The 26176-nt window shown below is 70.5% G+C and carries 29 protein-coding genes; 16 read left to right on the plus strand and 13 right to left on the minus strand.

The window, feature by feature from the left end:
- Positions 1-11: 11 nt before the first annotated feature.
- The 3 genes from J2X21_RS23430 to J2X21_RS23440 all read right to left on the minus strand — a co-directional run bounded on the left by J2X21_RS23430 (position 12) and on the right by J2X21_RS23440 (position 4057).
- Complete coding sequence (locus J2X21_RS23430; RefSeq protein WP_310332544.1) at positions 12-1130, minus strand: MORN repeat-containing protein; 1119 nt, start codon at positions 1128-1130, stop codon at positions 12-14.
- A gap of 64 nt (positions 1131-1194) precedes the next feature.
- A complete protein-coding gene (locus tag J2X21_RS23435) occupies positions 1195-2619 on the minus strand; it encodes a M16 family metallopeptidase (protein WP_310332545.1) in 1425 nt (474 codons plus the stop codon).
- A gap of 16 nt (positions 2620-2635) precedes the next feature.
- Positions 2636-4057: a M16 family metallopeptidase gene (locus J2X21_RS23440; RefSeq protein WP_310332546.1), complete on the minus strand. Its 1422-nt coding sequence runs from the start codon at positions 4055-4057 to the stop codon at positions 2636-2638.
- 196 nt (positions 4058-4253) lie between these two features.
- Here J2X21_RS23440 and J2X21_RS23445 point away from each other — a divergent pair, with 196 nt between their 5' ends.
- Positions 4254-4877, plus strand: coding sequence for a hypothetical protein (locus tag J2X21_RS23445; RefSeq protein ID WP_310332547.1), 624 nt, complete (start codon positions 4254-4256; stop codon positions 4875-4877).
- A 34-nt stretch (positions 4878-4911) separates the two neighbouring features.
- Here the strand turns inward: J2X21_RS23445 and J2X21_RS23450 are convergent, their stop codons facing one another.
- Genes J2X21_RS23450 through J2X21_RS23460 form a run of 3 tightly spaced genes read right to left on the minus strand, consistent with a single transcriptional unit; the run spans position 4912 to position 8322 of the window.
- On the minus strand, positions 4912-5208 hold the full coding sequence (locus J2X21_RS23450; protein WP_310332548.1) for a hypothetical protein: 297 nt from the start codon (positions 5206-5208) through the stop codon (positions 4912-4914).
- A 10-nt stretch (positions 5209-5218) separates the two neighbouring features.
- Positions 5219-7777, minus strand: coding sequence for a serine/threonine-protein kinase (locus tag J2X21_RS23455; RefSeq protein ID WP_310332549.1), 2559 nt, complete (start codon positions 7775-7777; stop codon positions 5219-5221).
- The gene (locus tag J2X21_RS23460; RefSeq protein WP_310332550.1) at positions 7774-8322 is read right to left on the minus strand and encodes an ECF-type sigma factor; all 549 of its coding nucleotides are present in this window, start codon (positions 8320-8322) and stop codon (positions 7774-7776) included. Before J2X21_RS23460 ends, J2X21_RS23455 begins: the two co-directional genes overlap by 4 nt.
- A 61-nt stretch (positions 8323-8383) precedes the next feature.
- Between J2X21_RS23460 and J2X21_RS23465 the strand changes: the two genes are divergently transcribed.
- Entirely contained in the window at positions 8384-8635 is a 252-nt protein-coding gene (locus J2X21_RS23465; RefSeq protein ID WP_310332551.1) for a DUF3297 family protein, read from the plus strand.
- A 205-nt stretch (positions 8636-8840) separates the two neighbouring features.
- Here the strand turns inward: J2X21_RS23465 and J2X21_RS23470 are convergent, their stop codons facing one another.
- Positions 8841-9227, minus strand: a complete 387-nt coding sequence (locus J2X21_RS23470) for a hypothetical protein (protein ID WP_310332552.1) — start codon at positions 9225-9227, stop codon at positions 8841-8843.
- On the minus strand, positions 9224-10579 hold the full coding sequence (locus J2X21_RS23475; RefSeq protein ID WP_310332553.1) for a cytochrome P450: 1356 nt from the start codon (positions 10577-10579) through the stop codon (positions 9224-9226). The genes J2X21_RS23470 and J2X21_RS23475 overlap by 4 nt, the downstream gene beginning before the upstream one ends.
- A 296-nt stretch (positions 10580-10875) precedes the next feature.
- Between J2X21_RS23475 and J2X21_RS23480 the strand changes: the two genes are divergently transcribed.
- From J2X21_RS23480 to J2X21_RS23515, 8 genes are all read left to right on the plus strand, one after another.
- Positions 10876-11727, plus strand: coding sequence for a helix-turn-helix domain-containing protein (locus tag J2X21_RS23480; RefSeq protein ID WP_310332554.1), 852 nt, complete (start codon positions 10876-10878; stop codon positions 11725-11727).
- A gap of 39 nt (positions 11728-11766) precedes the next feature.
- Entirely contained in the window at positions 11767-12555 is a 789-nt protein-coding gene (locus tag J2X21_RS23485; protein WP_310332555.1) for a substrate-binding periplasmic protein, read from the plus strand.
- Between the two features lie 202 nt (positions 12556-12757).
- Positions 12758-13936 (plus strand): acetyl-CoA C-acyltransferase, encoded by a 1179-nt coding sequence (locus J2X21_RS23490; protein WP_310332556.1) that lies wholly within the window; start codon positions 12758-12760, stop codon positions 13934-13936.
- A gap of 55 nt (positions 13937-13991) precedes the next feature.
- Complete coding sequence (locus tag J2X21_RS23495) at positions 13992-14171, plus strand: hypothetical protein (RefSeq protein ID WP_310332557.1); 180 nt, start codon at positions 13992-13994, stop codon at positions 14169-14171.
- Positions 14168-15004 (plus strand): SPFH domain-containing protein, encoded by an 837-nt coding sequence (locus J2X21_RS23500; RefSeq protein WP_310332558.1) that lies wholly within the window; start codon positions 14168-14170, stop codon positions 15002-15004. The genes J2X21_RS23495 and J2X21_RS23500 overlap by 4 nt, the downstream gene beginning before the upstream one ends.
- Before the next feature lie 5 nt (positions 15005-15009).
- The gene (locus J2X21_RS23505; RefSeq protein ID WP_310332559.1) at positions 15010-15639 is read left to right on the plus strand and encodes a LysE family translocator; all 630 of its coding nucleotides are present in this window, start codon (positions 15010-15012) and stop codon (positions 15637-15639) included.
- The gene (locus J2X21_RS23510) at positions 15636-16301 is read left to right on the plus strand and encodes an SDR family oxidoreductase (RefSeq protein WP_310332560.1); all 666 of its coding nucleotides are present in this window, start codon (positions 15636-15638) and stop codon (positions 16299-16301) included. Before J2X21_RS23505 ends, J2X21_RS23510 begins: the two co-directional genes overlap by 4 nt.
- Positions 16302-16489: 188 nt before the next feature.
- Complete coding sequence (locus J2X21_RS23515) at positions 16490-16963, plus strand: MaoC family dehydratase (protein WP_310332561.1); 474 nt, start codon at positions 16490-16492, stop codon at positions 16961-16963.
- A 71-nt stretch (positions 16964-17034) separates the two neighbouring features.
- Here the strand turns inward: J2X21_RS23515 and J2X21_RS23520 are convergent, their stop codons facing one another.
- Entirely contained in the window at positions 17035-17406 is a 372-nt protein-coding gene (locus J2X21_RS23520; protein ID WP_310332562.1) for a response regulator, read from the minus strand.
- Positions 17403-19214: a PAS domain-containing sensor histidine kinase gene (locus tag J2X21_RS23525; protein ID WP_310332563.1), complete on the minus strand. Its 1812-nt coding sequence runs from the start codon at positions 19212-19214 to the stop codon at positions 17403-17405. The genes J2X21_RS23520 and J2X21_RS23525 overlap by 4 nt, the downstream gene beginning before the upstream one ends.
- Positions 19215-19317: 103 nt before the next feature.
- Here J2X21_RS23525 and J2X21_RS23530 point away from each other — a divergent pair, with 103 nt between their 5' ends.
- On the plus strand, positions 19318-20451 hold the full coding sequence (locus J2X21_RS23530) for an acyl-CoA dehydrogenase family protein (protein ID WP_310332564.1): 1134 nt from the start codon (positions 19318-19320) through the stop codon (positions 20449-20451).
- Between the two features lie 6 nt (positions 20452-20457).
- Here J2X21_RS23530 and J2X21_RS23535 read toward each other — a convergent pair whose 3' ends face one another.
- On the minus strand, positions 20458-21033 hold the full coding sequence (locus J2X21_RS23535; protein ID WP_310332565.1) for a GNAT family N-acetyltransferase: 576 nt from the start codon (positions 21031-21033) through the stop codon (positions 20458-20460).
- A 290-nt stretch (positions 21034-21323) separates the two neighbouring features.
- Here J2X21_RS23535 and J2X21_RS23540 point away from each other — a divergent pair, with 290 nt between their 5' ends.
- Both J2X21_RS23540 and J2X21_RS23545 read left to right on the plus strand, forming a co-directional pair.
- Positions 21324-22298, plus strand: coding sequence for an ABC transporter ATP-binding protein (locus J2X21_RS23540; RefSeq protein WP_310332566.1), 975 nt, complete (start codon positions 21324-21326; stop codon positions 22296-22298).
- A gap of 14 nt (positions 22299-22312) precedes the next feature.
- A complete protein-coding gene (locus J2X21_RS23545; RefSeq protein ID WP_310332567.1) occupies positions 22313-23593 on the plus strand; it encodes an ABC transporter permease in 1281 nt (426 codons plus the stop codon).
- Here the strand turns inward: J2X21_RS23545 and lepB are convergent, their stop codons facing one another.
- On the minus strand, positions 23594-24283 hold the full coding sequence (gene lepB, locus J2X21_RS23550) for a signal peptidase I (protein ID WP_310332568.1): 690 nt from the start codon (positions 24281-24283) through the stop codon (positions 23594-23596). It abuts the gene before it with no gap.
- A 98-nt stretch (positions 24284-24381) separates the two neighbouring features.
- Here lepB and J2X21_RS23555 point away from each other — a divergent pair, with 98 nt between their 5' ends.
- Both J2X21_RS23555 and J2X21_RS23560 read left to right on the plus strand, forming a co-directional pair.
- Positions 24382-24897: a GNAT family N-acetyltransferase gene (locus J2X21_RS23555; RefSeq protein ID WP_310332569.1), complete on the plus strand. Its 516-nt coding sequence runs from the start codon at positions 24382-24384 to the stop codon at positions 24895-24897.
- A gap of 193 nt (positions 24898-25090) precedes the next feature.
- Positions 25091-25297 (plus strand): hypothetical protein, encoded by a 207-nt coding sequence (locus tag J2X21_RS23560; RefSeq protein ID WP_310332570.1) that lies wholly within the window; start codon positions 25091-25093, stop codon positions 25295-25297.
- A 6-nt stretch (positions 25298-25303) separates the two neighbouring features.
- On the opposite strand, the gene J2X21_RS23565 is transcribed toward J2X21_RS23560, so the two are convergent.
- Complete coding sequence (locus J2X21_RS23565; protein WP_310332571.1) at positions 25304-25477, minus strand: hypothetical protein; 174 nt, start codon at positions 25475-25477, stop codon at positions 25304-25306.
- A 156-nt stretch (positions 25478-25633) separates the two neighbouring features.
- On the opposite strand from J2X21_RS23565, the gene J2X21_RS23570 reads away from it, so the two are divergent.
- Positions 25634-26155: a TspO/MBR family protein gene (locus J2X21_RS23570; protein ID WP_310332572.1), complete on the plus strand. Its 522-nt coding sequence runs from the start codon at positions 25634-25636 to the stop codon at positions 26153-26155.
- Positions 26156-26176: the final 21 nt, after the last annotated feature.

Raw genomic sequence — 26176 nt, forward strand, 5'->3', positions numbered from 1 at the left:
ACATGCGCAGGCTACTTCGTCGAGAACATGAACTCCTGCTCGAACACGTGGTTGCCTGGGCAGTCGTAGGCCTGGAACGCGCGTTCCATGCTTTCGATAAATGCCCTGTGGACGGTGCGATCGACACCTGCGCTCAATATCGTGTACTCGGCTCCTACGATGCGCCCTTCGCGGACGGTGGCGACGGCCTTGTAGATTGCTTGACCCTTCCACTGGACGACAGGCAGCTGCGGGCGGGGCATCACGCGGCAGACCATGCCGACCGAGATGCGCTGGCTGAGTGAATTGACCGATTGAGTCTTTGCGTAGGGCAGCGTCATCTTCGTTCTCAGCTGCGGCGAGTCTTCGGGCGGCGTACCGCGGACGCTGAGCAGCGCGCCGGGCGACGCGGGCGCGCCGGCCTCGAACTGGCCTTCGTAGCCCGACCCGTCCACCATCTCGAGGCGGCCCCGTCCTGATGGCAGCCCACTATTGAAGCCACCTTCGTAGCGGCTGCCGTTGGCAAACCGATAGACGCCGGAACCGCTTGGGTGACCCGCGACAAAGGTGCCCTCGTAGCTGTCGCCACCCGCCCAGTTGTAGCGGCCTTGCTCGGCGGGCCGCCCTGATCTCGCGATGCCTGTATAGCTGTCCCCATTGGCGAAGGCGAACTTGCCCGAGCCGTCTGCATTCCCCCGCTTGCACGCCCCCTCATAGGTGGTTCCTTCGTGCCAAGTCAGCATGCAGTTCCCGTCGAGCTGGCCCGCCACGAACTCGCCACGCGAGCTTCGGCCGTTAGGGAAGTAAAGGCTGCCTTGTCCGGCGTAGACATCGTCCAGAAACCCGCCCTCGTAGCGCATGCCGAGCGACATGGTCGCCACGCCCTGCCCCGAGCGGCGCCCCGCCTTCATGTCGCCCTTGTACGTGCGTGTCGGTTGGCCGTTCACGGCCCAGCGCAGTTCCCCCCTGCCTTCGGCGAAGCCGTCGATGCAGGCGCCGCTCCACTCGACGGCTTCCTTCATGGCCGGCTGGGTGTTCCAGACCTTGCAGCCGTTTGCGTCCGCCGTCCATTCACGGGCCGCGGCCTCGGGCGCCATCACAGCCATGGCAGCGGCCCACAGTGCCGCAAGCCAAGCTCGTTGCTTCTTCATCTCTCCACCCCTCCCTGTTGTTCCCGAAACGGCCGCGGATGCGTTGCCCGCGGCCGTTCGTGCCTCACGGCTTCACCGTCGCGAACTCCCCAAACGCCTTCAGCTGCTCGGCGATCTTGGTCGAGTCGCCCACCACCACCCAGCTCTGCTCGTCCGGGTTGAAGTACTTCTTGCCGACGGCCTGGACCTCGGCAGCCGTCACTTTCTGGATGGCCGGTACGAAGTTGCCGAGGAACTCGGCCGGCAGGCCCACCAGCCAGTTGTTGGCCAGCTGCCGGCCCAGCGAGCCCTGCAGCTGCGTGCTGACGAGGTAGGTGCCGGCCATGTAGCGCTTGTTCATCGCCAGCTCGGCCTCGGGCACCGGTTCGGCGCCGAGTCGCCTGTACTCCTTGACGTACTCGGTCATCGCCGCGGCCGTCACTTCGTTGCGCACGTCGGCGCCGCCGGTGATGGCACCGCCCACGCGCCAGGACTGGCCGCCGGCGCGGGCGCCGTAGGTGTAGCCCTTTTCCTCGCGCAGGTTCTGGTTCAGACGGCTGGAGAAGCCCGTGCCGATGACGGTGCTGGCCAGGCGCAGCGCGACCTGCTCGTCGCCGCTGGCGGCCATGCCGGGGCGGCCCAGGCGCAGCGTGGCCTGCACGCTGCCGGGGCGTTCCAGCAGCAGGCGCTGCACCGGCGCCGTGGCGGCCGGCTTGGGCAGCTCGGGCACCGCGTCGCTGCTGGGCCTCCAGTCGCCGAAGGCGTCGCGCGCCAGCTTGATGGCATCGGCCGCGGCGATGCGGCCGGTGATGACCAGCAGCGCATGGTCGGGGCGGAAGCGGCGCGCGTGCTCGGCGCGCAGGCCTTCGGCCGTGACGGCCTGGATGGCGGCCTCGGTCTCCTGCGTGCGGCCGTAGGCATGGTCGCCGTAGATGGCGCCGTCCAGCGCCTTGGCAGCGCGGAAGGAGGGCTGCGTGCTGCTGGCCTTCAGGCCTTGCAGCGCATTGGTCTTGGCCAGCTGCACCTCGCCCTCGGGGAAGGCGGGGCGGCGGGCCACGTCGGCCAGCAGCTGGGCCATGGCGGGCGCATGCGAGGCCAGCGCGTTGGCGGACACGCTGATGCCGTCGTTGCTGGCGCCGGCGCCCACGCCGCCACCCATGGCCTGCGCGGCCTCGGCGATCTGCTTGGAGCTGCGTGTGGTGGTGCCTTCGGACAGCAGGCCTGCCACCAGCTTGGCACGGCCCGGCGCGTCGGCGGTGTCGGCGCCGAAGCCGGCGCCGCGCACGGCCAGCACGAAGTCCACGCGCGGGATGCCCGTGCGCGGCACCACCCAGACCTGCAGGCCGTTGGGCAGCGTCTGCTGCGTGATCTTGGGCACGGCCAGCGGCTTGTCCTTGCCGAAGGGCGGCAGTTCCGCCGGCGTGGGCACGGTGGCGGCCTGGGCGGCCGCGGCCAGCAGCGCGGCGGCGGTGATGAAGCTGAGGCGGAAGGAGGCGTTGATGTTCTTCATGTCGTCTGCTCCGGCATCAGGGTTGGGATGCCGACGAAGCCGGCTTGGCGGCGGGGGCGGCCAGCATGGCGGCGGGCTTGCGGTCGATGACCGAGCGGTTGGCGGTGGTCAGGTAGGTGGCGGCCACGCGCTGCACGTCGGCCGACGTGACGGCGGCAATCCAGCCGGGCACCTTGTTGATGACGCCGGCATCGCCCCACAGCGCCTGCAGCTTGGCCAGCCGGTCGGCGCGGCTCAGGAACATCTCCGCGCCGTTGTACCAATCGGCCAGCAGCGCGGTCTTCAGGTTCTTCAGCGTCGCGTCGTCCACGCCGTCCTTGACGACGCGGGCGATCTCCTCATCCATGCCGGCCAGCAGCGCGTCGGCGTTGGTGGTCGGCTTGTACAGCGCGAACACCGTGAACAGGCTGGGGCCGTCGTATTCCCAGACGCTGGTCAGGCCATATAGCGAATTCACGTTCAGCGCCAGCTCGCGACCCTTCACGAGGCCCTGGTACAGGCGCGACGCATCGCCGCCGGCCAGCAACTGGCCCAGCACGGCGAACGGGGCCTGGTCCTTCGATCCCCGATCCGGCAGCTTCCAGGCGGCGGCGACGGCCGGCACCTGGGCCAGCTTGTCCGGCTGCGTCAGGCGGCGCTCCTTGGTGTTCAGGCCTTCGCGGAAGTCCGTAGGCTTGGGCGTGGGCCGCGCGGCGATCTTGCCGAAGTATTTCTCGGCCAGCGCAAAGCCCTGGGCCGGCGTCACATCGCCGGCGATGGACAGCACCGCGTTGTTGGGGCCGTAGAAGTCGCGGTGGAAGGCGCGCACGTCGTCCAGGTTCGCGTTCTCCAGGTCGACGAAGCTGCCATAGCCGTCGTGGGCGTTCTCCCACTTGTCGAAGGCCAGCGCCGAGATGTCCAGCCACATGAAGCCGCCGTAGGGCTGGTTCTGCACGTTGACGCGGATCTCCTCCTTCACCACGTCCTGCTGGTTCTTCAGCGTGGTCGGGTTGAAGTCCAGCGTCGTCATGCGGTCGGCTTCCAGCCACAGCATGGACTCAAGCGCCGACGACGGCGCGGTCTCGATGTAGTTCGTGAAGTCGGGGCGCGTCGAGCCGTTGTTGTTGCCGCCGCCGGACGTGATGACCTGGTCGAACACACCCTTGGGCGCCTTGGGCGTGCCCTGGAACATCAGGTGCTCGAACAGGTGCGCGAAGCCGGTGCGGTTCCTGGGCTCCAGCCGCATGCCCACCTTGTAGACGACGCTGATGCCCACCGTGGGGCTGCTCGCGTCGGGCGAGATGACGACGGTCAGGCCGTTGGCCAGCTTCTTCGTGTGGACGGGGATCTGCCACTGATCGGGCTGCTTGGGCTGCGCGGCCCAGGCGGGCGCGACGGTCAGCGCGAGCGTGGCGGCGCTGATGGCGCCCAGCACCGCGCGGCGGGTGGTCTTCAACATGGGGTCTCCTGTGCGACGAACGGGGCCGAGTGTCCACGCATTTGCGCGGTGTGCCGCTTGGCACACCGGGAAACCCCGTGACCTGGCCCGTGGTCGTCGCCGGTGAATAGTCACCGCGCTGATCCTTCCTGCGCGGGCTTTGCGTCCTTGAGGTCAGGCGCGGCACGCCGCCGCGCTTCAACCCCAGGAGATCATCATGGCTGCATTGCCCGTCACCATCGCGCTGACCAAGATCAAGTGCAAGATCGAGACCGACGAGGTCGGTTCCGACGAGCCTTATGTGCTCGTCACCGCCGTGGACCTGAGCAACCCGGTGCTGCCCAACGCCGAGGTCACGCTGTACGGTCCCTGGGGCGGCGTGGACCAGGGAGACACCGCCGTCACCCAGCCCATCCCGCAGGGCATCGACCCCAACGACCTGCCCTTCATCATCTGGCGCCGCAACGCCTGGGGCCCGTCGGGCCAGGCCAAGGTCATCGCCAACCCGGCGCAGGCCATCATTCTGGTGTCGATGATGGAGCATGACGACGGCAAGGCCAGCGCCGCGCGCGAACTGGCCAAGGCCGCGGTCGTCAGCTCGCTGGCGGCGTCGATGGGCATGACGCGCGCGCAGCGCGTGGCCAAGCTCAAGGCCGACATCCACGGCGCGTTGGGCATTCCCACCGGCGCGCCCAACTTCGACGACCGCGTGGGTGGCACGCACGAATTCGCCCTCAGCGCCAGCCTGCTCAACGTGGCCGCCGGCCCGAAGAACAAGACGCTCACCATCGTCGGCGACGGCGGCAAGTACGAGGTAACTCTGCAGGTCAAAAAGGGCTGAGTCCCCGACCGTTGCGCGCTGCGACGACCGGTCGCTACTTGGCGATGACCTTCTCGGCCGGGCAGGCGACGGTTGGATCGGGGCACTTGGGCTTCTTGGGCCCGATCTGCTGGCCGCTGACCCCCTTGTTGCTGCCCACGCCCCCACCTGATCCGCCCGCGTTGGGCGCAGGGCCGGGGTTGGTGGTGCCGGTGGCTGTCGCGCTGGCGGCGGGCGTGGTCTTGGCGGCCTTGGCCGACGTGGTGCCGGCCTGCTGCGCCGGATTCGCGGTCGCGACGGCGGCACACAAGCCCAGCAGCAGGGCCAGCGGGTAGTTCAGCAAGTGACGCATGGGAGTCCTTTCAGTAGCGCAGCAGCGCGAGGAGAGCCGCCCGGGGCGGGCGTGCGGATGAGGACAGCGACTGCAGTTCGGCGCGGGCCCGCGCCGCGTCGCTTCGAGTGGCCAGCGCCTCGGCGTACTGCGCCAGCGCGGCCTGGGCTCGCGGTCTGGCGTCGGCCGACAAGGCCCATGCGGCGACGGCGGCCAGCGCCCGCGCGCGCAGCCGGTCGGGGTGCTCCGGTGGAAGGCCCACATCGGCCGCGGCCTCGGCGTCACCGAGGCGCTGCTGTGCGGCGGCACTCTGACCCAGTTCCAAGTGGGCGAGGCCCAGCAGCGCCAGGCCCAGCCAGCGGTCGGCCGGGTCTGATACGCCGCGCGCCTCGGCTTTCAACAGCAGGTCCAGCGCCTGCTGCGGGCGGGCGCGCCGCAGCTCGGCCTCGCCCAGCAGCAGCAGCGCGCGCCAGGCGGTGGTCGACGCCGGGTCGGCCGAGAAGTGCGTCCAGGCGGCGCGCATTCGGGGCTCGGCTGGCGCGAGCTGGCCGGCCCGCACCTCCAGCCGCGCCAGGATCAGGCCCAGCAGCGGCACGGTGTCCGGGTCGGACGCGGTGGCGGCGAGTGACAAGGCCTGCCGCGCCTGCGCCAGCGCGGCGTCGGGCATGCCGTGATGGAACAGCGCCGTGGCCCACCAGGCCCGGGCGTACAGCGTGTGCGTGTGTGCGTCACCCATCACGCGGGCCAGCGTCTGCACCGCGTCGCGCAGCAGCGGCACGGCTTGCGCGTAGCGGCCCAGCTCCACCTCCAGCGTGGCGGCTGACAGGCGGGCCACGGCGGCGTCCACGGGGCGCGAGGACTCGGTCGCCGCGGCGACGGCGGCAAACCAGCGCCGTGCTTCGCCCCAGCGACCCTGGGCGCGCGCCACGGCGGCGAGCAGGTCGGCCGCCTTCACGTAGCTGCGGTGCTGCGCGGAGTACCGCGCCAGCGCTTCCTCGGTGGTCCGGGTCAGCAGCGAGCGGGCTTCGTCGAGGCGGCCGGCGTCCAGCGCCATCTCGCCCAGGCTCGCCCGCGCGAACAGCGCGAACTCGTCATGGCCCGATGCCGCGAGGCTGCGCAGCAGCGGTTCGGCCTGTGCGCCTTCGCCCTGTTGACGCAGCACCGTGGCCAGCTCGAATGCCACCTCGCGCTGCCCGGGTGCGTCCGGCCGACCCTGCTGCTCCGCATGGGCGCGGCTGATCTGCAGTGCCTCGCGGGCCAGCACGGCATCGCCGTTCTGCACCAGCAGCAGCCCCAGCGGCCGCGCCGCCTCGGCCAGCAGCGCCGGGTCGTCGGCCAGCCGCCGCTTGGCCTCGGCCCAGCTGCGCTGCAGCAGTTCGATCATGGGCACCGTGGCGCTGCCCGACGCGTCGGGGCTCAGCCCCGTCAGCAGCTCGGTCAGCACGCTCTGCACGCGCCGCGTGCGCTCGGCCTCGCGGCGCGCTTGCTGCCATTGCCAGGTCGCGGCCGTCACGCCGGCCAGCAGGCTGGCCAGCACCAGGGCGAGGGCGGCGAGCTGCAGCCGGTAGCGGCGCGCGAAGCGGGTGGCGCGGTAGGCCAGCGAGTCGGGCCGCGCGCGCAGCGGCTGGTGGTCCAGCAGGCGGCGCACGTCGTCGGCCAGCTCGCCGGCGCCGGCGTAGCGCTGCGGCGCGGCCTCCTTCAACGCGCGGGTGACGATCCAGCCGGCCTCGCCGCGCAGCGCCGGGCCGGGCTCGCGCGAACCGGTCAGCAGCAGGCACAGCAGCCGCCCCAGCGCGAACACGTCGGTGGCGGTGCTGACCGGCTCGCCGCGCAGTTGCTCGGGCGCGGCGTACTCGGGCGTCAGGCCGGCGGCGGCCTGCTGCGTCAGCTCGGTGTTGTCGTCGCCGGCCAGCAGCTTGGCGACGCCGAAGTCCAGCAGCTTCACGTCGCCATTGCCGGTCACGAGGATGTTGCCGGGCTTGAGGTCGCGGTGCACCACCAGTTGCGTGTGCGCATGGGCCACCGCGTCGCAGACCTGCAGGAACAGCCGAAGCCGCGCGAGTGTGTCCAGATGGCGTGCGTCGCACCAGGCGTCGATGCGCTGGCCGTCCACCAGCTCCAGCACCAGGTAGCGCGTGGTCAGGCCGCCCAGCTGCGCTTCGCCGATGTCCAGCAGCCGCGCGATGTGCGGGTGGGTCAGCCGCGCCAGCAGCTCGCCCTCGCGCCGGAAGCGTGAGCGCGCCGCCTCGCCGCGCCAGGGGCTGTGCAGCAGCTTGATGGCGGCCTCGCCCTGGTGCGCGCCGTCGCTGCGCCGCGCGCGCCAGACCTCTCCCATGCCGCCGCTGCCCAACGGCTCGACCAATGTCCAGGCGCCCAGCACCTGGCCGGCCAGCTCGGGCGCGATCGGCAGCTGTGCCGGCTCGGCGAGAAAGGCCCGCGCGTCGGCGGCGAGGTCGGCGTTGATGAGCGCCTGCAGCCGGTCGCGCTGCGCGGGCTTCAGCCGCGCGAGCAGGGCTTGGCGCTCGGCCGGCGTGGCGTCCTGCCAGTCATCGAAGGCCGCCAGCGCGCCGGCCTGGTCGGCGGTGTTCACGTTTGGAGAGCGTCGAACAGGAAGGCGCGCGCCTTGCGCCAGTCGCGCTTCACGGTGGGCACCGAAACGCCCAGCGCGTCGGCGATCTCCTCCAGATCCAGCCCGCCGAAGAAGCGCATCTCGACGACCTGGTGCGCGCGGCCGTCGGCGCGTTCCAGCGTCTGCAGCACGTCGTCCAGCTTCAGCACGTCGGGCGGCGCCAATTGCTCCAGCGCCGTGGTGGACAGCGTGACCTGCGCGCCGCCGCCGCGCTTGTCGGCACGGCGTTCGCGCAGGTGGTCCACGATGACGCTGCGCATGACCTTGCTCGCGTGCGCAAAGAACTGCGCGCGGTGCAGCGCCCCTTCGCGGCCCGCGCTTTTCAGCCACACCTCATGGATCAGCGCGGCCGGCTCCAGCGTCATGGGGGCGTGGCCCGCGAGATGACTTCGTGCCAGCCGCTTCAGCTCCGGATAGAGCGCCGTGTAGAGCCGGTCGCGGGCCAGCGCGTCACCGCCGGCCAGGGCGGTCAGCAGCCCGGTGATCTCGCTGGGTTCCGTCGTCATGGCGCCATGCTGGTGCGCGTGCGCGGGCGAGGCCATCCCCAGCTTGGCGACAATCCGCGCCATGAGTGAAAACCAAGCCCCCCGCCCGGAACTGCCCGATCACCTCAGCGTGGACCCGCGCAGCCCCCATCACGTCGCCGCCGTGTTCGAGCACGACATCGGCATCCGCTTCAACGGCAAGGAGCGCCACGACGTCGAGGAATACTGCATCAGCGAAGGCTGGATCAAGGTGCCGGCCGGCAAGACGCTGGACCGCAAGGGCCGGCCGTTGTGCATCAAGCTCAAGGGGCAGGTCGAGGCGTTCTACCGTTGAAGAGTTGAAGCCCCTCACCCGGTTTCGCCACGCTGAACGCGGGCGACCTGGTCGGTCTTGCAGACCGCGCAGCCGACAGAGCGGCTGATCTTCGGCAGGCACGGCAAGTCCTCGGGACGGCGATGCTTGCGGCATCGAGCCGCAAGCACATCGCCAGACGGGCCGGCTTGGGAGCGGCCCGGCGCTCGACCCGAAAGCGATCGCGTTATCGCAAGGACAGCAACACCAGCACTGCGGCCGTCCACAGCGCTACCCAGCCCGGGTGCCGGCCGCGGTTGCTCCACAGCACCAGCGTGCCGCCGGCCGCCAGCGCAAGCGCCACGCCCTGCTCGATGACGCCGCCCGACGCGGCCCGTGCGGCCGGCTGGGCCAGCCACAGCAGCAGCGCGGCCAGCGCCCAGCCCAGCACGGTGACAAGGTGCCAGTTGGCCCACAGGATGCGCGTCTGGAAGCCGCGCAGCACCGGCTGCCCGCCGCTGGGCACCACGCCGCGGCGGCGCAGCGCGCGGAAGATCATCAGCTCGCCGCCCACCGAATGGGCCAGCCCGGTCAGCGCGACGACGGCCGCTGCGGCGACCAGCCAGGCGTTCATGCCGCCCTCCGTGCCGTGAGCCGCAGGCGCAGCGGCGCTTCGGGGCGCAGCGTGACCGCCATGCGCGGCACCGGCGCATCGCCCGCCGCGGCCAGCTCGAAGCGCTGCAGCAGCAGCGCCGCGATCAGCGTCATCTCCAGCACCGCGAAGTGCTGGCCCAGGCACACGCGCGGCCCCAGGCCGAACGGGATGTAGGCGCCGCGCGGGATGGCATGCGCCGCATCACCGAGGAAGCGCTCGGGCTTGAAGGCCAGCGGCTCCTCGGGCCACCAGCGCGGGTCGCGGTGCAGCAGCCAGGGCGTCACGCGCACCAGCGTTCGCGCCGGCAAGTGCACGCCGGCCAGCGTGATGTCGCGTGTCAGCCTCCGCGTCAGCAGCGCGGCAACGGGCGGGTACAGCCGCATGGCCTCCTTCAGCGTGGCGGACAGCCAGGGCAGGGCGGTGGCGTCGTCGGCCGTCGGCACGCGGCCTTGCAGCACGGCGTCCACCTCGGCGCGCACGCGTTGCTGCACGTCGGGATGGGTCGCCAGCAGCCAGCTCCACCACAGCAGCGCGGTCGCGCTGGTCTCGTGGCCGGCCTGGAAACTGACCATGCACTGGTCATACACCTCCTGGGGCGACAAGGCCTCGCCCGTGGCCTCGTCGCGCAGCGCCAGCAACATGCCCAGCAGGTCGCCGCGCGAGGCGTCGTCGCTGCGGCGGGAATCGATATGCCGGCGCAGCAGGCCGTGCAGCAAGCGCTCGGCGTGGCGCTTGGCGGCCTTGCCGGGCAGCGGCAGCCAGTCGGGCAGCGTGACCGGCCAGAACATCTCGGCCAGCGCCGTCTCGCTGAGCACCTGCACGGCGCGGGCCGCGGCCGCCGTGTCGGTGCCTATGGGCGCGCTGAACAGCGTGCGCGAGATGACATCCATCGTCAGGTGGCTGAACAGCGCGTCCATCGCGACCTCCCCGGGGCGCACGGCGTCCAGCCCGGTAGCCGCCGCCTCGGTCATCAGCGCCGCATAGCCGGCCACGCGCTTGGGCGTGAACGCCTGCATCAGCATGCGGCGCTGGCGCTGCCAGGTGTCGCCCTCGGTGACCAGCACGGACTTGCCCATCAGCCCCTCGAACACCTCGGGCCCGCGCTCCCAGCGGATCAGCGCGTCGGCGTGGTCCACCATGGCCTCGCGCACCAGCTCGGGCGAGAACAGGTCCACCGCGCGCTCATTGAACAGCCGGTGGCCGGCGAAGTCGCCCAGCGGGCGTTGCGCAGCGACAAAGGCCAGGTAGTCACGGCGCATGGCCACCAAGGAGGGCAGGCCCCACCAGCGAACGGGGTGGGCGGGCAGGTCGTTCCAGGTCAGGCTTGTCATGGTGGCGATGTTGCGCTCTGCGACCGGATCGGGTCTTGAACGAATGCGACACTCAACCCAGAGCTGGCAGCTGACCGCTCGCTACTCCGCGAGGGCCTCGAAGCGTCAAGACCTTGCCTACCGGATGATGTTTGCCACTTCGATCATGATCGCTACGCACCCGCTGGTCTGGCGCTTCGGGTCGCTGGCGGCGTTGCTCCTCCTTGCGGGCGCGAGCCCGCGTCGTCGTCTCGCCTTGCCACCAACCCGCCTCGCCCGCCCCTCGGGCGCGCCCAGCTGCCAGCTCTAGGTTTCGCATGACGCAGGACGAAGCCACCCGGCTCTGGCTGCCGCCGCTGGCGCTGGCCGGCTGCGTGCGCGCCGTGATGCTGCGCGACACGCGCGGACGCGCGCTGGATGCCGTGCAGCGCGAGAACTACTTTCCCGCCACGCCGCTGGTCAGCCTGTTCTGGTGGCTGGAGGGCGGCAGCGAATGGCTGGCCCGGCCGGGGTTTTCGCAGCCGCCGCCCGAGCATTGGCACGCGCCCGTCATGCTGGGCGGGCCGTTCACGCTGCCCTCGCACACGCGCAACCCGGGCGACATGCGCGCCTTCAAGCTGCTGATGCTGCCGGACGCGTTCACCGCGCTGACCGGCATCGCACTGGGTGGCCTGGTGAACCGCATCGTCGATCCCCGCGAGCTGCTGCCGCCCGACTGGCGCGACTGGTTGGCAGCCATGTCCGCCGCCGCCGACGACGACGCGCGCCTGCAGTTGCTGCAGGCCTTCCTGCTGCCGCGCTGGCAGGCGCTGGGCGCACGCCGTCCCAGCCACCGCTACGCCGACTGGACCGAGGCGCTGGCCGTGCGCGCGGCCACCAGCGCGGCCGGCCGCAGCCTGCGCCAGCTGGAGCGCCGCATCAAGGCCTGGGCCGGCGTGCCGCTGCGCGAGCTGCGCGCGGTGTCGCGCGCCGAGCGGGCCTTCTATGCGGTCGCGGCGGCCGAGCGGCAGCCCGGCTTCAACTGGGCCGACATCGCCGCCGAGACCGACTACGCCGACCAGTCCCACCTGTGCCGCGAGACGCGCCGGCTGACCGGCTTCAGCCCCGAGGAGTTGCGCTGCCGCATGCGCAGCGAAGAGGCGTTCTGGCCCTACCGGCTGTGGCGCTGACTTCTGGCTGAACCGGCCGTCCCGCCTAGACTCCGGCCCATGAAGCGGGCGTTGGGGGCGGGGCTGGTGTGGTGCGCGGCGGCGTCGGCCGCCGCCTGCCCGACGCCGCTGCGCGTCGGCTTCAACGACACCGCGACGCCGCCTGGCCTGATGGGCCAGGGCACGCAGTTCGAGGAGCCGCCCGGCTGGGAAGTCGACGCGGTGCGCGATGCGCTGAAGCGCCTGGGCTGCAAGGCCGAGCTGATCCGCCTGCCGGGCCGGCGGCTCACGGCGTCGCTGACGCAGGGCAGCATCGACTTCGCGCTGCTGTACGGCGTGACTCCGGAGCGCCTGGCCGCGCTGCGCTTTCCGCTCGACGCGCAGGGCCGGCCCGACCTGGCCTGGGCGCCGGTGTTCGGCAACCTGATGCTGTTCGGCCGGCCGGGCACGGCCGCCGATGCCGGCTGGGATGGCCGGCACCTGGCCGCTCACTGGCGCGTGGGCGTCATCGCCGGCTCCGTGCAGGAGACGCTGGCCCGCGAGCGCGGCTGGCAGGTGGAGCCGGTGGCGGCGCTGGACAGCGAGGTGGCCATGTTGCGCGCGGGTCGTTTCGACCTGCTGCTGACCACGCGCGAGGCGCTGGTGCCCGAGCAGCGTGCGGGGCTGGTGGAGTGGTCGCGGCCGGTGGCACGGCTCGCCTACTTCATGCCGGCCGCGCCGGCCTTCGAGAAGCGCCATCCGGCGTGGACGCGCAGCTTCTGGAACGAGTTCTGCCGCGCGGTGCGCCGGGCGGAGCCGGATGTCCGTCCGGCGGACTGCGGCATCGTTCCGGTGGCCGCGGTGCGGTGAGCCCCTCGTCCAAACGGTACGTTGGCCGGGACCGCTCTGCGGCCAGCGGCCGCAGAGCTTCGTCAGGCACAGGCCGTCCACTGGACGCCCTGTGTCCGGCCTCAGCCACCGAGGGGACGCGCTCGGCCCGCAAACCCCGTCGGTCCGCTTAGCTTGGAGGCGGCGCCACAATGATGGCTTCGTTTACCAACGGAGTCTGAACATGTCCGATGCCATCGTCATCGTGTCCGCCGCCCGCACCCCCATCGGCGGCCTGCTGGGTGATTTCGCCGCGCTTGCCGGCTGGGAACTGGGCGCCATCGCCATCAAGGCCGCGGTCGAGCGTGCCGGCGTGCCCGGTGATGCCGTCAATGAAGTGCTGATGGGCAACTGCCTGATGGCCGGCCAGGGCCAGGCGCCCGCCCGCCAGGCGCTGCGCCGCGCCGGCCTGCCCGACTCGGCCGGTGCCGTGACGATGAGCAAGATGTGCGGCTCCGGCATGCGCACGATGATGTTCGCCCACGACATGCTGGCGGCCGGCAGCGCCGACGTCATGGTGGCCGGCGGCATGGAGAGCATGACCAACGCGCCGCACCTGATGTTCGCGCGCAAGGGCATCAAGTACGGCGCCAGCGCCGTGTTCGACCACATGGCCATCGACGGCCTGGAAGACGCCTACGAGCGCGGCAAGGCCATGGGCGTGTTCGCCGAGCAGTGCGTGTCCAAGTACAGCTTCAGCCGCGAGGCCATGGACCAGTACGCCATCGCGTCCACGCAGCGCGCCAAGGCCGCCAACGAGGACGGCAGCTTCGACTGGGAGATGGCGCCGGTGACGATCAGCTCGCCCAAGGGTGACACCGTCGTCAAGTTCGACGAACAGCCCTTCAAGGCCAAGCTCGACAAGATCCCGACGCTGAAGCCCGCGTTCAAGAAGGACGGCGCGATCACCGCCGCCACCTCGTCCAGCATCTCCGACGGCGCTGCCGCGCTGGTGCTGATGCGCGAGAGCACGGCCAAGGCGCGCGGCCTCACGCCCATCGCCCGCATCGTCAGCCACGCCGTGCACGCGCAGGCGCCCGACTGGTTCACGACCGCGCCGGTGGGTGCCATCCAGAAGGCGCTGGCCAAGGCGGGCTGGCAGGCTTCTGAAGTGGACCTGTGGGAAGTCAACGAGGCCTTCGCCGCCGTCACGATGGCCGCGATGGCCGAGTTCAAGCTGCCGCACGACATCGTCAACGTGCACGGTGGCGCGGTGGCGCTGGGCCACCCGATCGGCGCCAGCGGCGCGCGCATCGTCGTCACGCTGCTGGGCGCGCTGAAGAAGCGCGGCCTGAAGCGGGGCATGGCGGCGCTGTGCATCGGTGGCGGCGAGGCGACGGCGATGGCGATCGAAATGCTCTGAGAGCACGGCGATCACCTCTGCCGGCCCTGACCGGAGCACAGGGATACTCACCCCTGTGCGTCATTTCATCCTCCTCTTCGTGCTGGCCCTGGCGGCCTACGGCCTGTGGCAGCTGGGCAGCCGCCACACCCTCAATCGCTGGGCGCGCCACGGTATTCGCCTGGCGGCGATCGCGGCCGTGCTGCTGGCCGCGCTGGTCGTCGCCTATCACTCCAACGCGCTGAAAGTTCTATGACCGTCAAACCGCTGCTGCTGACTCTCGCGGCCCTGCTCGCCGGCTGCACCCAGATCGACACCGGTAACGTCGGCGTCGAGCGCACGCTGGGCAAGGTCAGCACGGAGGCGCTGCCGCCGGGCATCTACATGACCGTGTTCAAGACGGTGGATGAGTTCACGGCCAAGGAGATCAGCTTCCAGCTGGCCGACATGACGCCCAAGAGCCGCGACAACCTGACGATGAAGGACGTCGACATCGACGTCTATTTCAAGGTCATGCCGGCGGCCATTCCCGGACTGTTCACGAAGTACCAGGGCGACGTCGTCCGCCATGCCGACGTCGTGCGCGACGGCAGCAAGGACCTCGTCATCGCCTACAGCCGCGTGTCCCGCGAGGCCCGCGAGGCGGTCTACAAGTCCATCGCCGAGATGGATGCGACGACCATGCACACCAAGCGTGCCGAGCTGTCGGAGCGCGTAAGAGCCGAATTGCAGAAGGAACTGGACGGCACCGACAAGGGCGCCTTCGTCGTGACCGCGGTCAACGTGCGCAACCTGCTGACCGACCCGGCCATCGAGGCGGCCATTCGCCAGCGCGCCGAGACCGACCAGGCCATCGAGCGCAAGCGCAAGGAGGTGGAGCTGGCCAAGGCGGAGGCGGAGCGCCTCATCGTGGAGGCCGAAGGCCAGGCGCGCGCCAATCAGATCATCAGCGCCTCGCTGACGCCGGCACTGAAAGAGATCAAGCTCGCCGAGCTGCAGCGCGATGCAGCGCTGGCCATTGCGGCCAAACCGGGCAACACCGTGCTGATGGGCGGCGGCGGGCAACCACTCGTCAACGTCGGGAAGTAGACGCCATGTTCGGCACCCACGACCTGCTGCTGTTCACCGCCACCGTCTTCGTGCTCAACGCCACCCCCGGCGTCGACATGGCCTACACGGTGGCCAGCACGCTGCGCGGTGGCTGGCGCCAGGGCGTGGCGGCGGCCATCGGCATCATGGGCGGCTGCGTGCTGCACACGCTGGCGGCTGCGTTCGGGCTGGCCGCGCTGCTGGCGACGTCGGCCGAAGCCTTCACGGTGGTCAAGCTGGTGGGCGCCGCCTACCTGCTTTACGTGGCTTGGGGCATGGCCCGCGCCGGGCTGCGGCCGGCCGGTGCGGCCGCCGAGGTGCAGGCGCCCGAGGCCTGGTGGCGCACGGTGCGCCAGGGCTTCCTGACCAACGCCTTGAATCCCAAGGTGGCGCTGTTCTTCCTGGCGCTGCTGCCGCAGTTCATCTTGGCCGATGCGCCGAGCAAGACGCTGGCCTTCCTGTTCCTGGGCGGCTGGTTCATCGCGCAGGGGCTGCTGTTCTTGCTCGTGCTGATCGCCCTCGTCGCGCCGCTGCGCCGCGCGAAGCCGCGGCCCTGGGTGGGACGCACGCTGAACCTCGGCGGCGCCGGTCTGTTCACCGCGCTGGCCGCCAAACTTGCATTGACCAAACCATGAATGTCCTCATCATCGGCGCCTCCCGCGGCCTGGGCCTGGAGTTCGTGCGCCAGTACCGCGCAGCCGGCGCCCGCATCACGGCCACCGCGCGCGACGAGGCGGCGCTGGACTGGCTGCGCGAATACGGCGCCCGTGCGCTGAAGCTGGATGTGGCCGATGCGGCCAGCGTGTCGGGCCTGGCCTGGCAGGTGGACGGCGAGCGCTTCGACGTGGTGGTCATCAACGCCGGCGTGTTCGGCTCGCGCACCGAGGGCTTGCAGCCGCCCACCGAGGCCGAGTTCGACACCGTCATGCGCACCAACGTGCTGGGCCCCATGCGGCTGCTGCCGCAGATCGCCGAGGCGCTGGCGCCCGGCGCGCGCCTTGCCATCGTGTCGTCGCGCATGGGCTCCATCGCGTTGCGCACCAATCCCGCCGGCTGGCTGTACCGGGCGTCGAAGGCGGCCGTGAACTCGGTCATGAAGGACGCGGCGCTGGCGCTGGCCGGCCAGGCCACCGTCATCAGCTTCCACCCCGGCTGGGTGCGCACCGACATGGGCGGCGCCGGCGCCGACATCGACGCCAGCACCAGCATCGCCGGCATGCGCACGGTGCTTGCCGCCGTGAAGCCGACCGATTCGGGCAGCTTCTTCAATTACGACGGTCAGCGGCTGGACTGGTGAGGTCCGCGGGTCGGCTGTCCGCACCCGCCCAGAGCCGTTACGTGGTGTAGCCAATGAGCGCTGCTCGCGGGCGGGATCCGGCGTTGGCGCTGCTAACGTCATCATCCCGGCACTGCGCTTGCTTATCCTCCGACGGAACAGCGGGTACACGCTGAGCCGCACCAAAACAGGAACTTCAGGAGGATTTGATGGACGCCATCCTTGCCGCTGCCGAAACGGTCACGCCGCTGGTGCATGTGGGAGAAACCTGCGAGCGCAGTGTGCGCTTCAGCCGCGACGACATCGCCACCTTCGCGCGGCTGACCGGCGACACGAACCCGCTGCACCACGACGTGCAGGCCGCCCAGCGCGCTCGCCACGGCGAGATCATCGCCAGCGGCCAGCAGACGACGGCCCAGATGATCGGCCTGGTGGCCAGCCATTTCTCGCGCAGCGACGACGGCCAGGAGCGCGAGCTGCTGTGCCTGAACTTCAACTTCGCGTTCAAGGCGCCGGTGTTCGCCGAGCAGGAGCTGGTGTTGCACTGGCGCGTGGCCAGCGTGGAGTGGAACGCGTCGCTGGGCGGCTGGCTGTTCCACGCCGACGGCCGTGCGACGGTGCGCAACGCGCATCCCTGTGTCGTCGGGCGCGGCACGTTGCTGGTGAAGTCAGGACAGGACTGAGTGTTTCGGGCCGAGCGCCGGGCCGCCACAAGCCGGCCCGCGTTCAGCGCGGCGCGGCTGGGCGAGGGGCTTCACTTCAGCCACGCCCTGACCTGCGCGGCCAGCGTGGCCACGTCAACGGGCTTGTCGATGTGGGCCGCGCAGCCGGCGGCCAGAGCGCGGGCTTTTTCGGCCGGTAGCGCCTGGGCACTCATCGCCAGCACCGGCACATCGCACAGCGCCGCGTCGGCCTTCAGGCGCCGCGTGGCCTCGAAGCCGTCGAGCACCGGCATGCGCAAGTCCATCAGCACGAGGTCGGGCCGGCGCGCGGCGGCGGCGTCCAGCGCCTGCTGGCCGTCGGCGACCCATTCGACCTCGAAGCCCTCCGCCTCCAGCACGTAGCGCGCGAGGTAGGCGTTGGCCTCGTTGTCTTCCACCAGCAGCAGGCGCACGGGGTCGGTCATGGCAGTGGCTCCATTTCGATGACAAAGCGCGAGCCGCCCTCCTCCGGCGTCTCGTGGCGGATGCGGCCGTTCATGGCGCCCAGCAGCTGGGCGCTCAGGTACAGCCCCAGCCCGGTGCCCTCCTGCGCGCTGGCGAGGCCGCCCTCGAGCTGGCGGAATGGCTGGAACAGCAGCGCGCGCTGCTCGGGCGGCACGCCGGGGCCATGGTCGCGCACGCTGACGACGAGGCGCTCGCCGTCGCGCCGCGCGGCGATCTCCACGTCGCCCTGGTGGCTGAACTTGATCGCGTTGCCCACCAGGTTCAGCAGCACCTGCACGAGCTTGAGCCGGTCGCCGCGCCAGGGCAACGGTGTCGGCACGGCCAGCGTCAGCGTGAGGCCGCGCGAGTCGGCCAGCGGCCGCAGCTGGCCCACCACATCGGCGGCGATATCGGCGATGTCCAGCGGTGCAACCACCAGTTCCGTGCGACCGGCCTCGATGCGGGACAGGTCCAGCAAGTCGTTGATCAGCGCCAGCAGGTGGCGGCCCGAGTTGGACACAAAGCCCAGCTGGCGCACCTGTTCCGGGCTGACCGCGCCGCTGCGGCCGCTGCGCAGCAGGTCGGTGAAGCCGAGGATGGCGTTCAGCGGCGTGCGCAGCTCGTGGCTCATGCGGGCCAGGAACTCGGACTTGGTGCGGTCCAGCTCCTGCAGCCGGTGCTGCTCGGCGGTCGCGCGTTCGGCGGCGCGGCGCTCGGTGATGTCGTGCAGGAAGCCGACGAACAGCGTCTCGCCATCCAGCTCGAAGCGCGCGAAGCGGATCTCGACCGGCAGCTCGTGCCCATCGACGTGACGGGCCTGCGTCTCGACGCCGCGCCAGTCCAGTCGCTTCTCGCCAGTGGCCAGGTGGCGGGCCAGCCCGGCGAGGTGCTGCGCATTCAGCGCCTCGGGCTGCAGCACGGCCAGCGGCTGGCCCACCAGCTGGCCCGGCGCGTGGCCCAGCAGCGCATGCACGGCCGGGTTGGCGAAGCGGATGCAGCTGCGCGCGTCAATGATGACGGCGCCGTCGATGCTGGTCTCCCACAGCGTGCGGAACAGCGCCTCGCTGCGTTGCACGGCCTGGGCCGCGGCCAGGTCCTCGCGCGCGCGGCGCAGCACCAGGCCGGCCGCCGCCAGGCCGAACAGCAGCGCGCAGATGACCCAGATGGCGATGACCGCCGCGGCCGTGATGCGCGACGCCAGACCCAGGCTGGCCGAGAAGCGCTGCTCCATGGGCGTCAGCCGGGCATCCAGCGCCAGCACCTGCGGCTGCAGGGCGCTGCGCTCGGCGGCCGGCAGCGTGCGCGCCCGAGCCGCGAGTGCGGTCAGCTCGGCGATCAGCCCGTCGGCCTCGCGCCAGATGGCCACCGAGTCGGCCATGTAGGGCAGCGCGCGGCAGCAGCGGTAGAGGCGGATCATGCCGGCCACGTCGTCGGCGTGGTTGCGGCCGGCGATGAAGGCCTGGCGCGCTTCGTCGACGTGCGCGCCACTGCGGTCCATCGCCTCACGCGCGCGCCGGTCGGCGAGCGGCACCGCGATCTCACGCTCGAACACCTGGTAATGCGCTTCGTCGCCGGACTGCAGATACAGCGTCAACGCCAGCGCCGCGCTCTTCTGCGCGCGCGACCACTGGCTCTCGCCCGCCACATAGGCCCGCGCGGCGGACAACGCCGTCACCGCGAACAGCCCGAGGGCCGCCAGCAATGCCGCCATCGCCAGCAGCAGCCAGGCGACGCGCCGCGCACTGCGCGGCAGCGCAGTCGACGGGTTAGGGGCGGGAGTGGTACTCACCAAGGCCGAGTATGCCCAGCGGCGGCACGCGCGTGAATCGGCGTCATGCCCGCCGCGTGCGGCCGGCGGGGACAATGGCCCACCCACATCAACGGGCCAATCCATGCTTCTTACCGAAGACCACCTCGCCGTACAGGACGCCATCCGCGCCTTCGTGCAGGCCGAGATCGCCCCCCACGCCGCGGCCTGGGACAAGAATCACCACTTTCCCGCCGAGCAGCTGAAAGGCCTGGCGGCCCTGGGCTGCTATGGCGTGGCCGTGCCCACCGAATGGGACGGCGCGGGCCTGGACTATCTGGCGCTGGCCGTCATCCTCGAAGAGATCGCCGCTGGCGACGGTGGCACCAGTACCGTGGTCAGCGTCAACAACTGCCCGGTCTGCTCCATCCTGATGGCCTTCGGCAATGCCGACCAGAAGGAGCGCTTCCTGAAGCCGCTGGCGCGTGGGGACATGCTGGGCGCGTTCTGCCTGACCGAGCCGCATGTGGGCTCCGAGGCCGGCGGCCTGCGCACCACCGCCACGCGTGACGGCGACGACTATGTGCTGAACGGCGTCAAGCAATTCATCACCAGCGGCAAGCATGGCGACGTGGCCATCGTGATGGCCGTGACCGACAAGGCCGCCGGCAAGAAGGGCATCAGCGCCTTCGTCGTGCCGACCGATGCCCCGGGCTACCAGGTCGCGCGCATCGAGGAGAAGATGGGCCAGCACAGCAGCGACACGGCGCAGATCGTGTTCGAGAACTGCCGCGTGCCGGCCGCCAACCGGCTGGGCGACGAAGGCCAGGGGCTGAAGATCGCGCTGTCGGGCCTGGAGGGCGGGCGCATCGGCATCGCATCACAGAGCGTGGGCATGGCGCGCGCGGCCTTCGAGGCGGCGCTGCGCTACAGCAAGGAGCGAGTCACCTTCGACCAACCCATCTTTGACCACCAGGCCGTGCAGTTCAAGCTGGCCGACATGGCGACGCGCATCGAGGCCGCACGCCAACTGATCTGGCATGCGGCCAGCCTGAAGGACGCCGGCCGGCCCTGCCTGACGGAGGCGGCCATGGCCAAGTTGTTCGCCAGTGAGATGGCCGAGCAGGTATGCTCAGACGCCATCCAGATCCACGGCGGCTACGGCTACCTCAGCGACTTCCCCGTGGAGCGCATCTACCGCGACGTGCGCGTGACGCAGATCTACGAGGGCACGAGCGAGGTGCAGAAGATCCTGATCGGCCGGGCGCTGGCCGGTTGAAAGTCATCAGCCCAAGCGGGCGAACATGTGCTGGCCGTTGAGGGCGTTCAGGTCCTCGGTGCGCCCGTTGTGCTGGCAGGCGGGCTTGGCCTTGATGGCGCGGGCCATCAGTGTGATTCGATCACCGAACCCGGCGCAGTTCAGGCCCTGCGTGGTCGTACGAAATCCGCAGTGGCGCCAGAACGCCAGCGCTGCCCTGTTTGACTCGACCACGCTGATGTACCAGCGCGAGATGCCGGGCCAGCGTCGGGCCTGCCGGCTTAATCGGTCAACGATCTCGCAGCCGAGATGACGCTGTTGCAGGTTCTTCGGCACCAGCAACAGCAGCAGCGCGGCACTGTCGACGGTTGGCAGGTGAAGTGCGATCTGGGCCAGCCCGACGGGTGTGTCGTGCTCGAAGGCGGCAAAAGTCAGGCGGTCTTCCAGCTTGCATTCATCTGGGAAGCGGCCGGACAGAGGTTCGGCGCTGGTGCTGGGAAGACGTCCGAACGTATCGAACTCATAGTTCGGCGTGTCCAGGAACAGTCTGTCAGCGATGCAGCGATCAGTGGGCAGATCTAGATTGAGGCGGCGCAGAAACATCGGGCGAAGCCAGCTTACAGACAGCTTCGCAGCTTACTCAAACGGTCATCAACTTGCGCGATTTCAGGACAAAGAATCGCAACAAGTGTGTTGCAGGAATTTTCCTGCCTTGAGATTTCGCTGCCGAGATGCTAACGCATCAGCTGGTGTTGATCTCAGTGCCGCACACAGACATCAGGTGGCGCCTCCCGCACCGTCGATGGAAACGCTGACCCCGTTCGCGCGCGCAGCCGTCCAAGCATCCCGCGCTGACGCCATCCGTCGGCGATCCATCGCCAGATGGATCCGGCGTGCCTAGCATCCGCCTGAAACTGGAAACCGAGGGTGGCATGGACGACAACAGCGAATTGCTTTCGGCCCGCGGCCTGCGCAAGACCTATGGCGATCGCGTGGCCGTGCACGAGGTCAGCCTCGCGCTGCGCCCCGGCGAGGTGCTGGGTCTGCTGGGGCCCAATGGCGCGGGCAAGTCGACGACGGTGGGCATGATCTGTGGTCTGACCGTGCCCGACGCCGGCTCGGTCACGATGGCCGATGGGGTCAGCCTGGCCTCCGACGAGGCGGGCTACAAGCGCCGCATCGGCCTGGTGCCGCAGGACATCGCGCTGTACGAGGACCTGCCGGCCCGCATGAACGTGGAGCTGTTTGGCGCGTTGTACGGCATGGCGCCCGACGTGCTGAAGCGCCGCACCGACGAGGTGTTGGCCCTGGTGGGGCTGTCGGACCGCGCGAAGGACAAGCCGGCCACGTTCTCCGGTGGCATGAAGCGGCGGCTGAACATCGCCTGCGCGCTGGTGCACGACCCCGAGGTCATCCTGCTGGACGAGCCCACGGCCGGCGTGGACCCGCAGAGCCGCAATGCGATCTTCGACAACCTGGAGGCGCTGAAGGCGGCCGGCAAGGCCTTGATCTACACGACGCACTACATGGAAGAAGCCGAGCGCCTGGCCGACCGCATCACCATCATCGACCACGGCCGCGTCGTCGCCAGCGGCACGCAGGCGCAGTTGTTCGCGCTGCTGCCGGCCGCGCAGACGCTGCAGGTCGACCTTGGCGGCGAGCCCGACGACGCGCTGCTGGCCGGCCTGCCCGGCGTGACGCGCAGCGGCCAGCGGCTGGAGGTCCGCGTCGCCGACGTGGCCCGCGATGCCGGCGCGCTGATGGCGGCGCTGGCGCAGCGCGGCCTGCAGGTGCGCGGCATCGCCACCGCGCGCGTCACGCTCGAAGACGTGTTCCTGCAACTCACCGGCCGCGCCCTTCGCGACTGACAGGAGACTGAATCATGCAAGCGCTGCTCGCCCTCGTCCGTGCGGAGATCAAGCTGCACTTCTCCAACCGTCGCGCCGTGCTGCTCAGCATCGTGGCGCCCATCCTCATCGCGGCCTTCTTCGGCAGCCTGTTCGGCAACACGGCCAAGCCGGCCGGCATCGCCATCGGCGTCGTGGACCACGATGCCAGCCCGCTGTCGCAACGTGTCGTCGCGGCGCTGCAGGCCGACACATCGCTGAAGACGCAGATCGGCGACGAGGCCGCGTTGCTTCAGTTGGTGCGCGCCGGCAAGCTGCGCGCGGTAGCCGTGCTGCCCCAGGGGCTGGGCGAGCAGGCCTCGCGGGCGATGTTCGGCGCCGCGCCCAAGCCCGAGATCGCGCTGCACTACGACCCTTCGCAGTCCAGCGTGCTGGCCATCGTGCGCGGGCTGCTGGCGCAGACGCTGATGCAGGAGGTCAGCCGCGCCAGCTTCAGCCCGGCGGTGCTGGGGGACATGCAGCGCCAGGTGCGCGATGCCAGCGGCATGCCCACCGCCCAGCGCGACGCGCTGGCGAAGATGTTCGACGCCATCGGCGACGTGCAGCGCAGCGAGGCGGCGGCACCCGCCGCCAGCAGTGGTGGCGCAGGCCTGTCCATGCCGTACACGACGCGCGAGATCGAGGCCGTGCAGTCGGCCGCCAACGCGGCGCCCGCGGCCTACAACAGCTATGCGCATTCGTTCGCCGGCATGGGCGTGCAGTTCATCCTGATGGCCGGCATCGACATGGCCGTGGGCCTGCTGCTGATGCGCCGGCTGGGCCTGTGGAAGCGGCTGCGTGCCGCGCCGCTGTCGCGCACGCAATTGCTGGGCAGCCGCGTGCTGGCCAGCGCGCTGATCTCGCTGATCGTGTTCGCGGTGATCTACGCGGTGGCGATGGCGGCCTTCGGCGTGCGGGTGCTGGGCAGCTGGCCCGGCCTCGCGCTGGTGCTGGTGTGCTTCTCGCTGCTGACCGCCAGCTTCGGCCTGCTGGTGGCCGCCTTGGGCCGCACGCCCGAGGCCACGCGCGGCCTGGCCATCCTGGCAACGCTGCTGATGGTCATGCTGGGCGGCGCCTGGGTGCCGGCCTTCATTTTCCCTGAGTGGCTGCAGACCGCATCGCTGGCCGTGCCCACGCGCTGGGCGGTGGATGCGCTGGACGCAATGACCTGGCGGGCCCAGCCGTTCTCCGAGGCGCTGCTGCCCAGCGCGGTGATGCTGGGTTTCAGCCTGGCGTTCGCGCTGATCGCCGTCTGGCGCTTCCGCTGGGAGGAGTGATCAGAGGATGGGTGAGGCCCAGCGCTCGAAGCGCGGCGCCAGGCGCCAGCCGTCCTCGCCCAGCCAGTCGGCCGACACCAGCACGCGGTGCGCGCGACCGATGAGCTTCTCGCGCGGCACGCTGCCGATGACACGCGAGTCGGCGCTGAGGTCGCGGTTGTCGCCCAGCATGAAGTAGTGGCCCGCCGGCACGGTGATGGCGCCGAAGTCGCGCCGCGCATGCAACGCCGGCAGCGCCTGCATGGCATGGGGCCGGCCGCCCAGGTCTTCGGTGGACCGCAGCGCGTCAACGACCCAGCCCGGCGTCAGCGTCTCGCCGTGCCGGCTCGCGCCGGCCTGTGCTTGCGCATGGCCGTTGAGGATCAGGTGGCCGTCGCGCATCTCGACGCGGTCGCCCGGCAGCCCGACGATGCGCTTGATGAGCCGCGTGCCGTCCGCCGGCGAGCTGAACGTGACCACGTCACCGCGGCGCGGCTCGGCCAGCGGCAGCAGCACCACATCCGTCAGCGGCAGCTTGAGGTCGTAGGCCAGCCGATTGACCAGCACCACATCGCCCTCCCGCAGCGTGGGCCGCATGGATGCCGACGGGATGGGGTTCCAGTCGGCCACCGCGGTGCGGAACAGCGCGAGACCCAACAGGAAGACGATGAAGCCGCGGTGGGCCTTGAGGGTGTGCAGCAGGGTGTTCATGCCGCCATGCTGTGGCGCCCGGCCGCGATGTGGGGCACCGGCCCGGCGAATGGCGGGAATTGGCGTGTGGATGGCACAGGGGCGGGTACAAAGCCGGCATGAGTACCGCTGATTTCAAGTTCCGGCCACTGGCCGAGCCCGACCTGCCGCTGCTGCATGCGTGGCTGCAGCGGCCGCACGTGGCCGAACGGTGGGGGCCGGCGGAACCGGTGGAAGAACTGCGCGAGGACTTCCTGAGCGGCGGCACGACGCGCGCCTTCATGGCGCTGCTCGACGGCGAGCCGGTGGGTTTCGTGCAGAGCTATGTCGTCATGGGCTCGGGCGACGGCTGGTGGGAGGACGAAACCGACCCCGGCGCGCGCGGCATTGACCAGTTCCTGGCTCATGCGCACCAGCTGGGCCGGGGCCTGGGCCGGGCGATGGTGCGGGCCTTCGTGGCCCGGCTGTTCTCAGACCAGGCCGTCACTGTCGTGCAGACCGACCCGTCGCCCGACAACCCGCGCGCCATCCGCTGCTATGCGGCCGCGGGATTCAAGGCGGTGGGCGAGGTTGTCACGCCCGATGGGCCGGCGCTGCTGATGCGCTGCTGGCGTGCCGCCTCGCCGCAAGACTGAGCATTTCCACAGGCGATGCTGGTGCCCGCCGCCTCACGACGGGGAGGCGGCCGCACCGGCCGGAGGCGGTTCATGCGGTGATGGGAAAGGGCTCCCGCGAGCAGGGGATCGGATAGCCCATGAGGGGGAGATACAGCCGGCCGGCGCGGCGCTATAACGAAGGCGATTGACCACGGATGTCGGGGAGAGTCGCATGAAAGCCCAGCACGCCCTTGTCGCAGTCGTCCTGTTTGCAGGGCTGATCGGCCTGGCCTTCGTGGGCCTGGCTGCCGGCCATGGCTTGCAGCTCGGCGATCCGTGGGCCATGGCGCAGCACCCGCTGTTCAGCTCGGGCGCGGCCTCGCTGACCTCGGCCGTCGTCTGCGTGCTGTTGCTGCTGCGCTTCGGGCGCAGGCACTGAGGGCTGTCAGGCCGGTGGATCCTTGGCCCGTGTGCGGGAGACCGCCATCATGATGCCGATGCCGGCCACGATGAGGCAGACGATGGCCACATAGGTCACCGCCAGGCCGGCCGTGATCAAGGCCCACGCGACGCCGCCCAGCAGCACCGCGAGCCCAAGGATGTAGAGGGCGAACGACATGTCAGCTCCGTTTGAGGACTTTGTGCAGCGACTCTATGGCGGCGCCAGCGCCGCCCCGGTCGGACGTTTCGCCTCACCACCGTAGGCCCGTTCCTACCGCCTTTGCGGGCTCGCGCCTTCAGGCTGCTGCCGTGCCTGGGACTATCGTCGCCGCTCATGAGAATCGTTATGGGTGAGGCGGTCATGCGCAGGAACTGGACGCGGCATCAGCTGGTGGGCTTGGTGGGGTGGCTGGCCATCACTTTCGTGGCCGCTGCGGTGGGCTCGGTGGCCTCGGCGGACGCGCCGACCTTCTATGCCCAGCTGTCCAAGCCCGACTGGGCGCCGCCGGCGTCGGTCTTCGGGCCGGTCTGGACGCTGCTGTACCTGTTGATGGGCATCGCCGCCTGGCTGGTGTGGCGCGAGCGCTCGGCGCGGGGCGTGGACGGTGCCCTGAGCCTGTTCCTCATCCAGCTGGCGGCGAACGCGCTGTGGTCCTGGCTGTTCTTCAGCTGGCGCCAGGGCGCTTTCGCGCTGGTGGACATCCTGTTGCTGCTGCTGCTCATCGCCGGCACCGCCGCGTCGTTCTGGCGCATCAACCGCCTGGCCAGCGCGCTGTTGCTGCCCTATCTCGCCTGGGTCGCGTTCGCGTCGGTGCTGACCGGCGTGGTCTGGCAGCGCAATCCGGGGCTTTTATAGGGGCCGCCAAGAGGCATGGCG

The organism is Roseateles asaccharophilus (genome assembly GCF_031458115.1).
GTDB lineage: Bacteria > Pseudomonadota > Gammaproteobacteria > Burkholderiales > Burkholderiaceae_C > Pelomonas > Pelomonas asaccharophilus_A.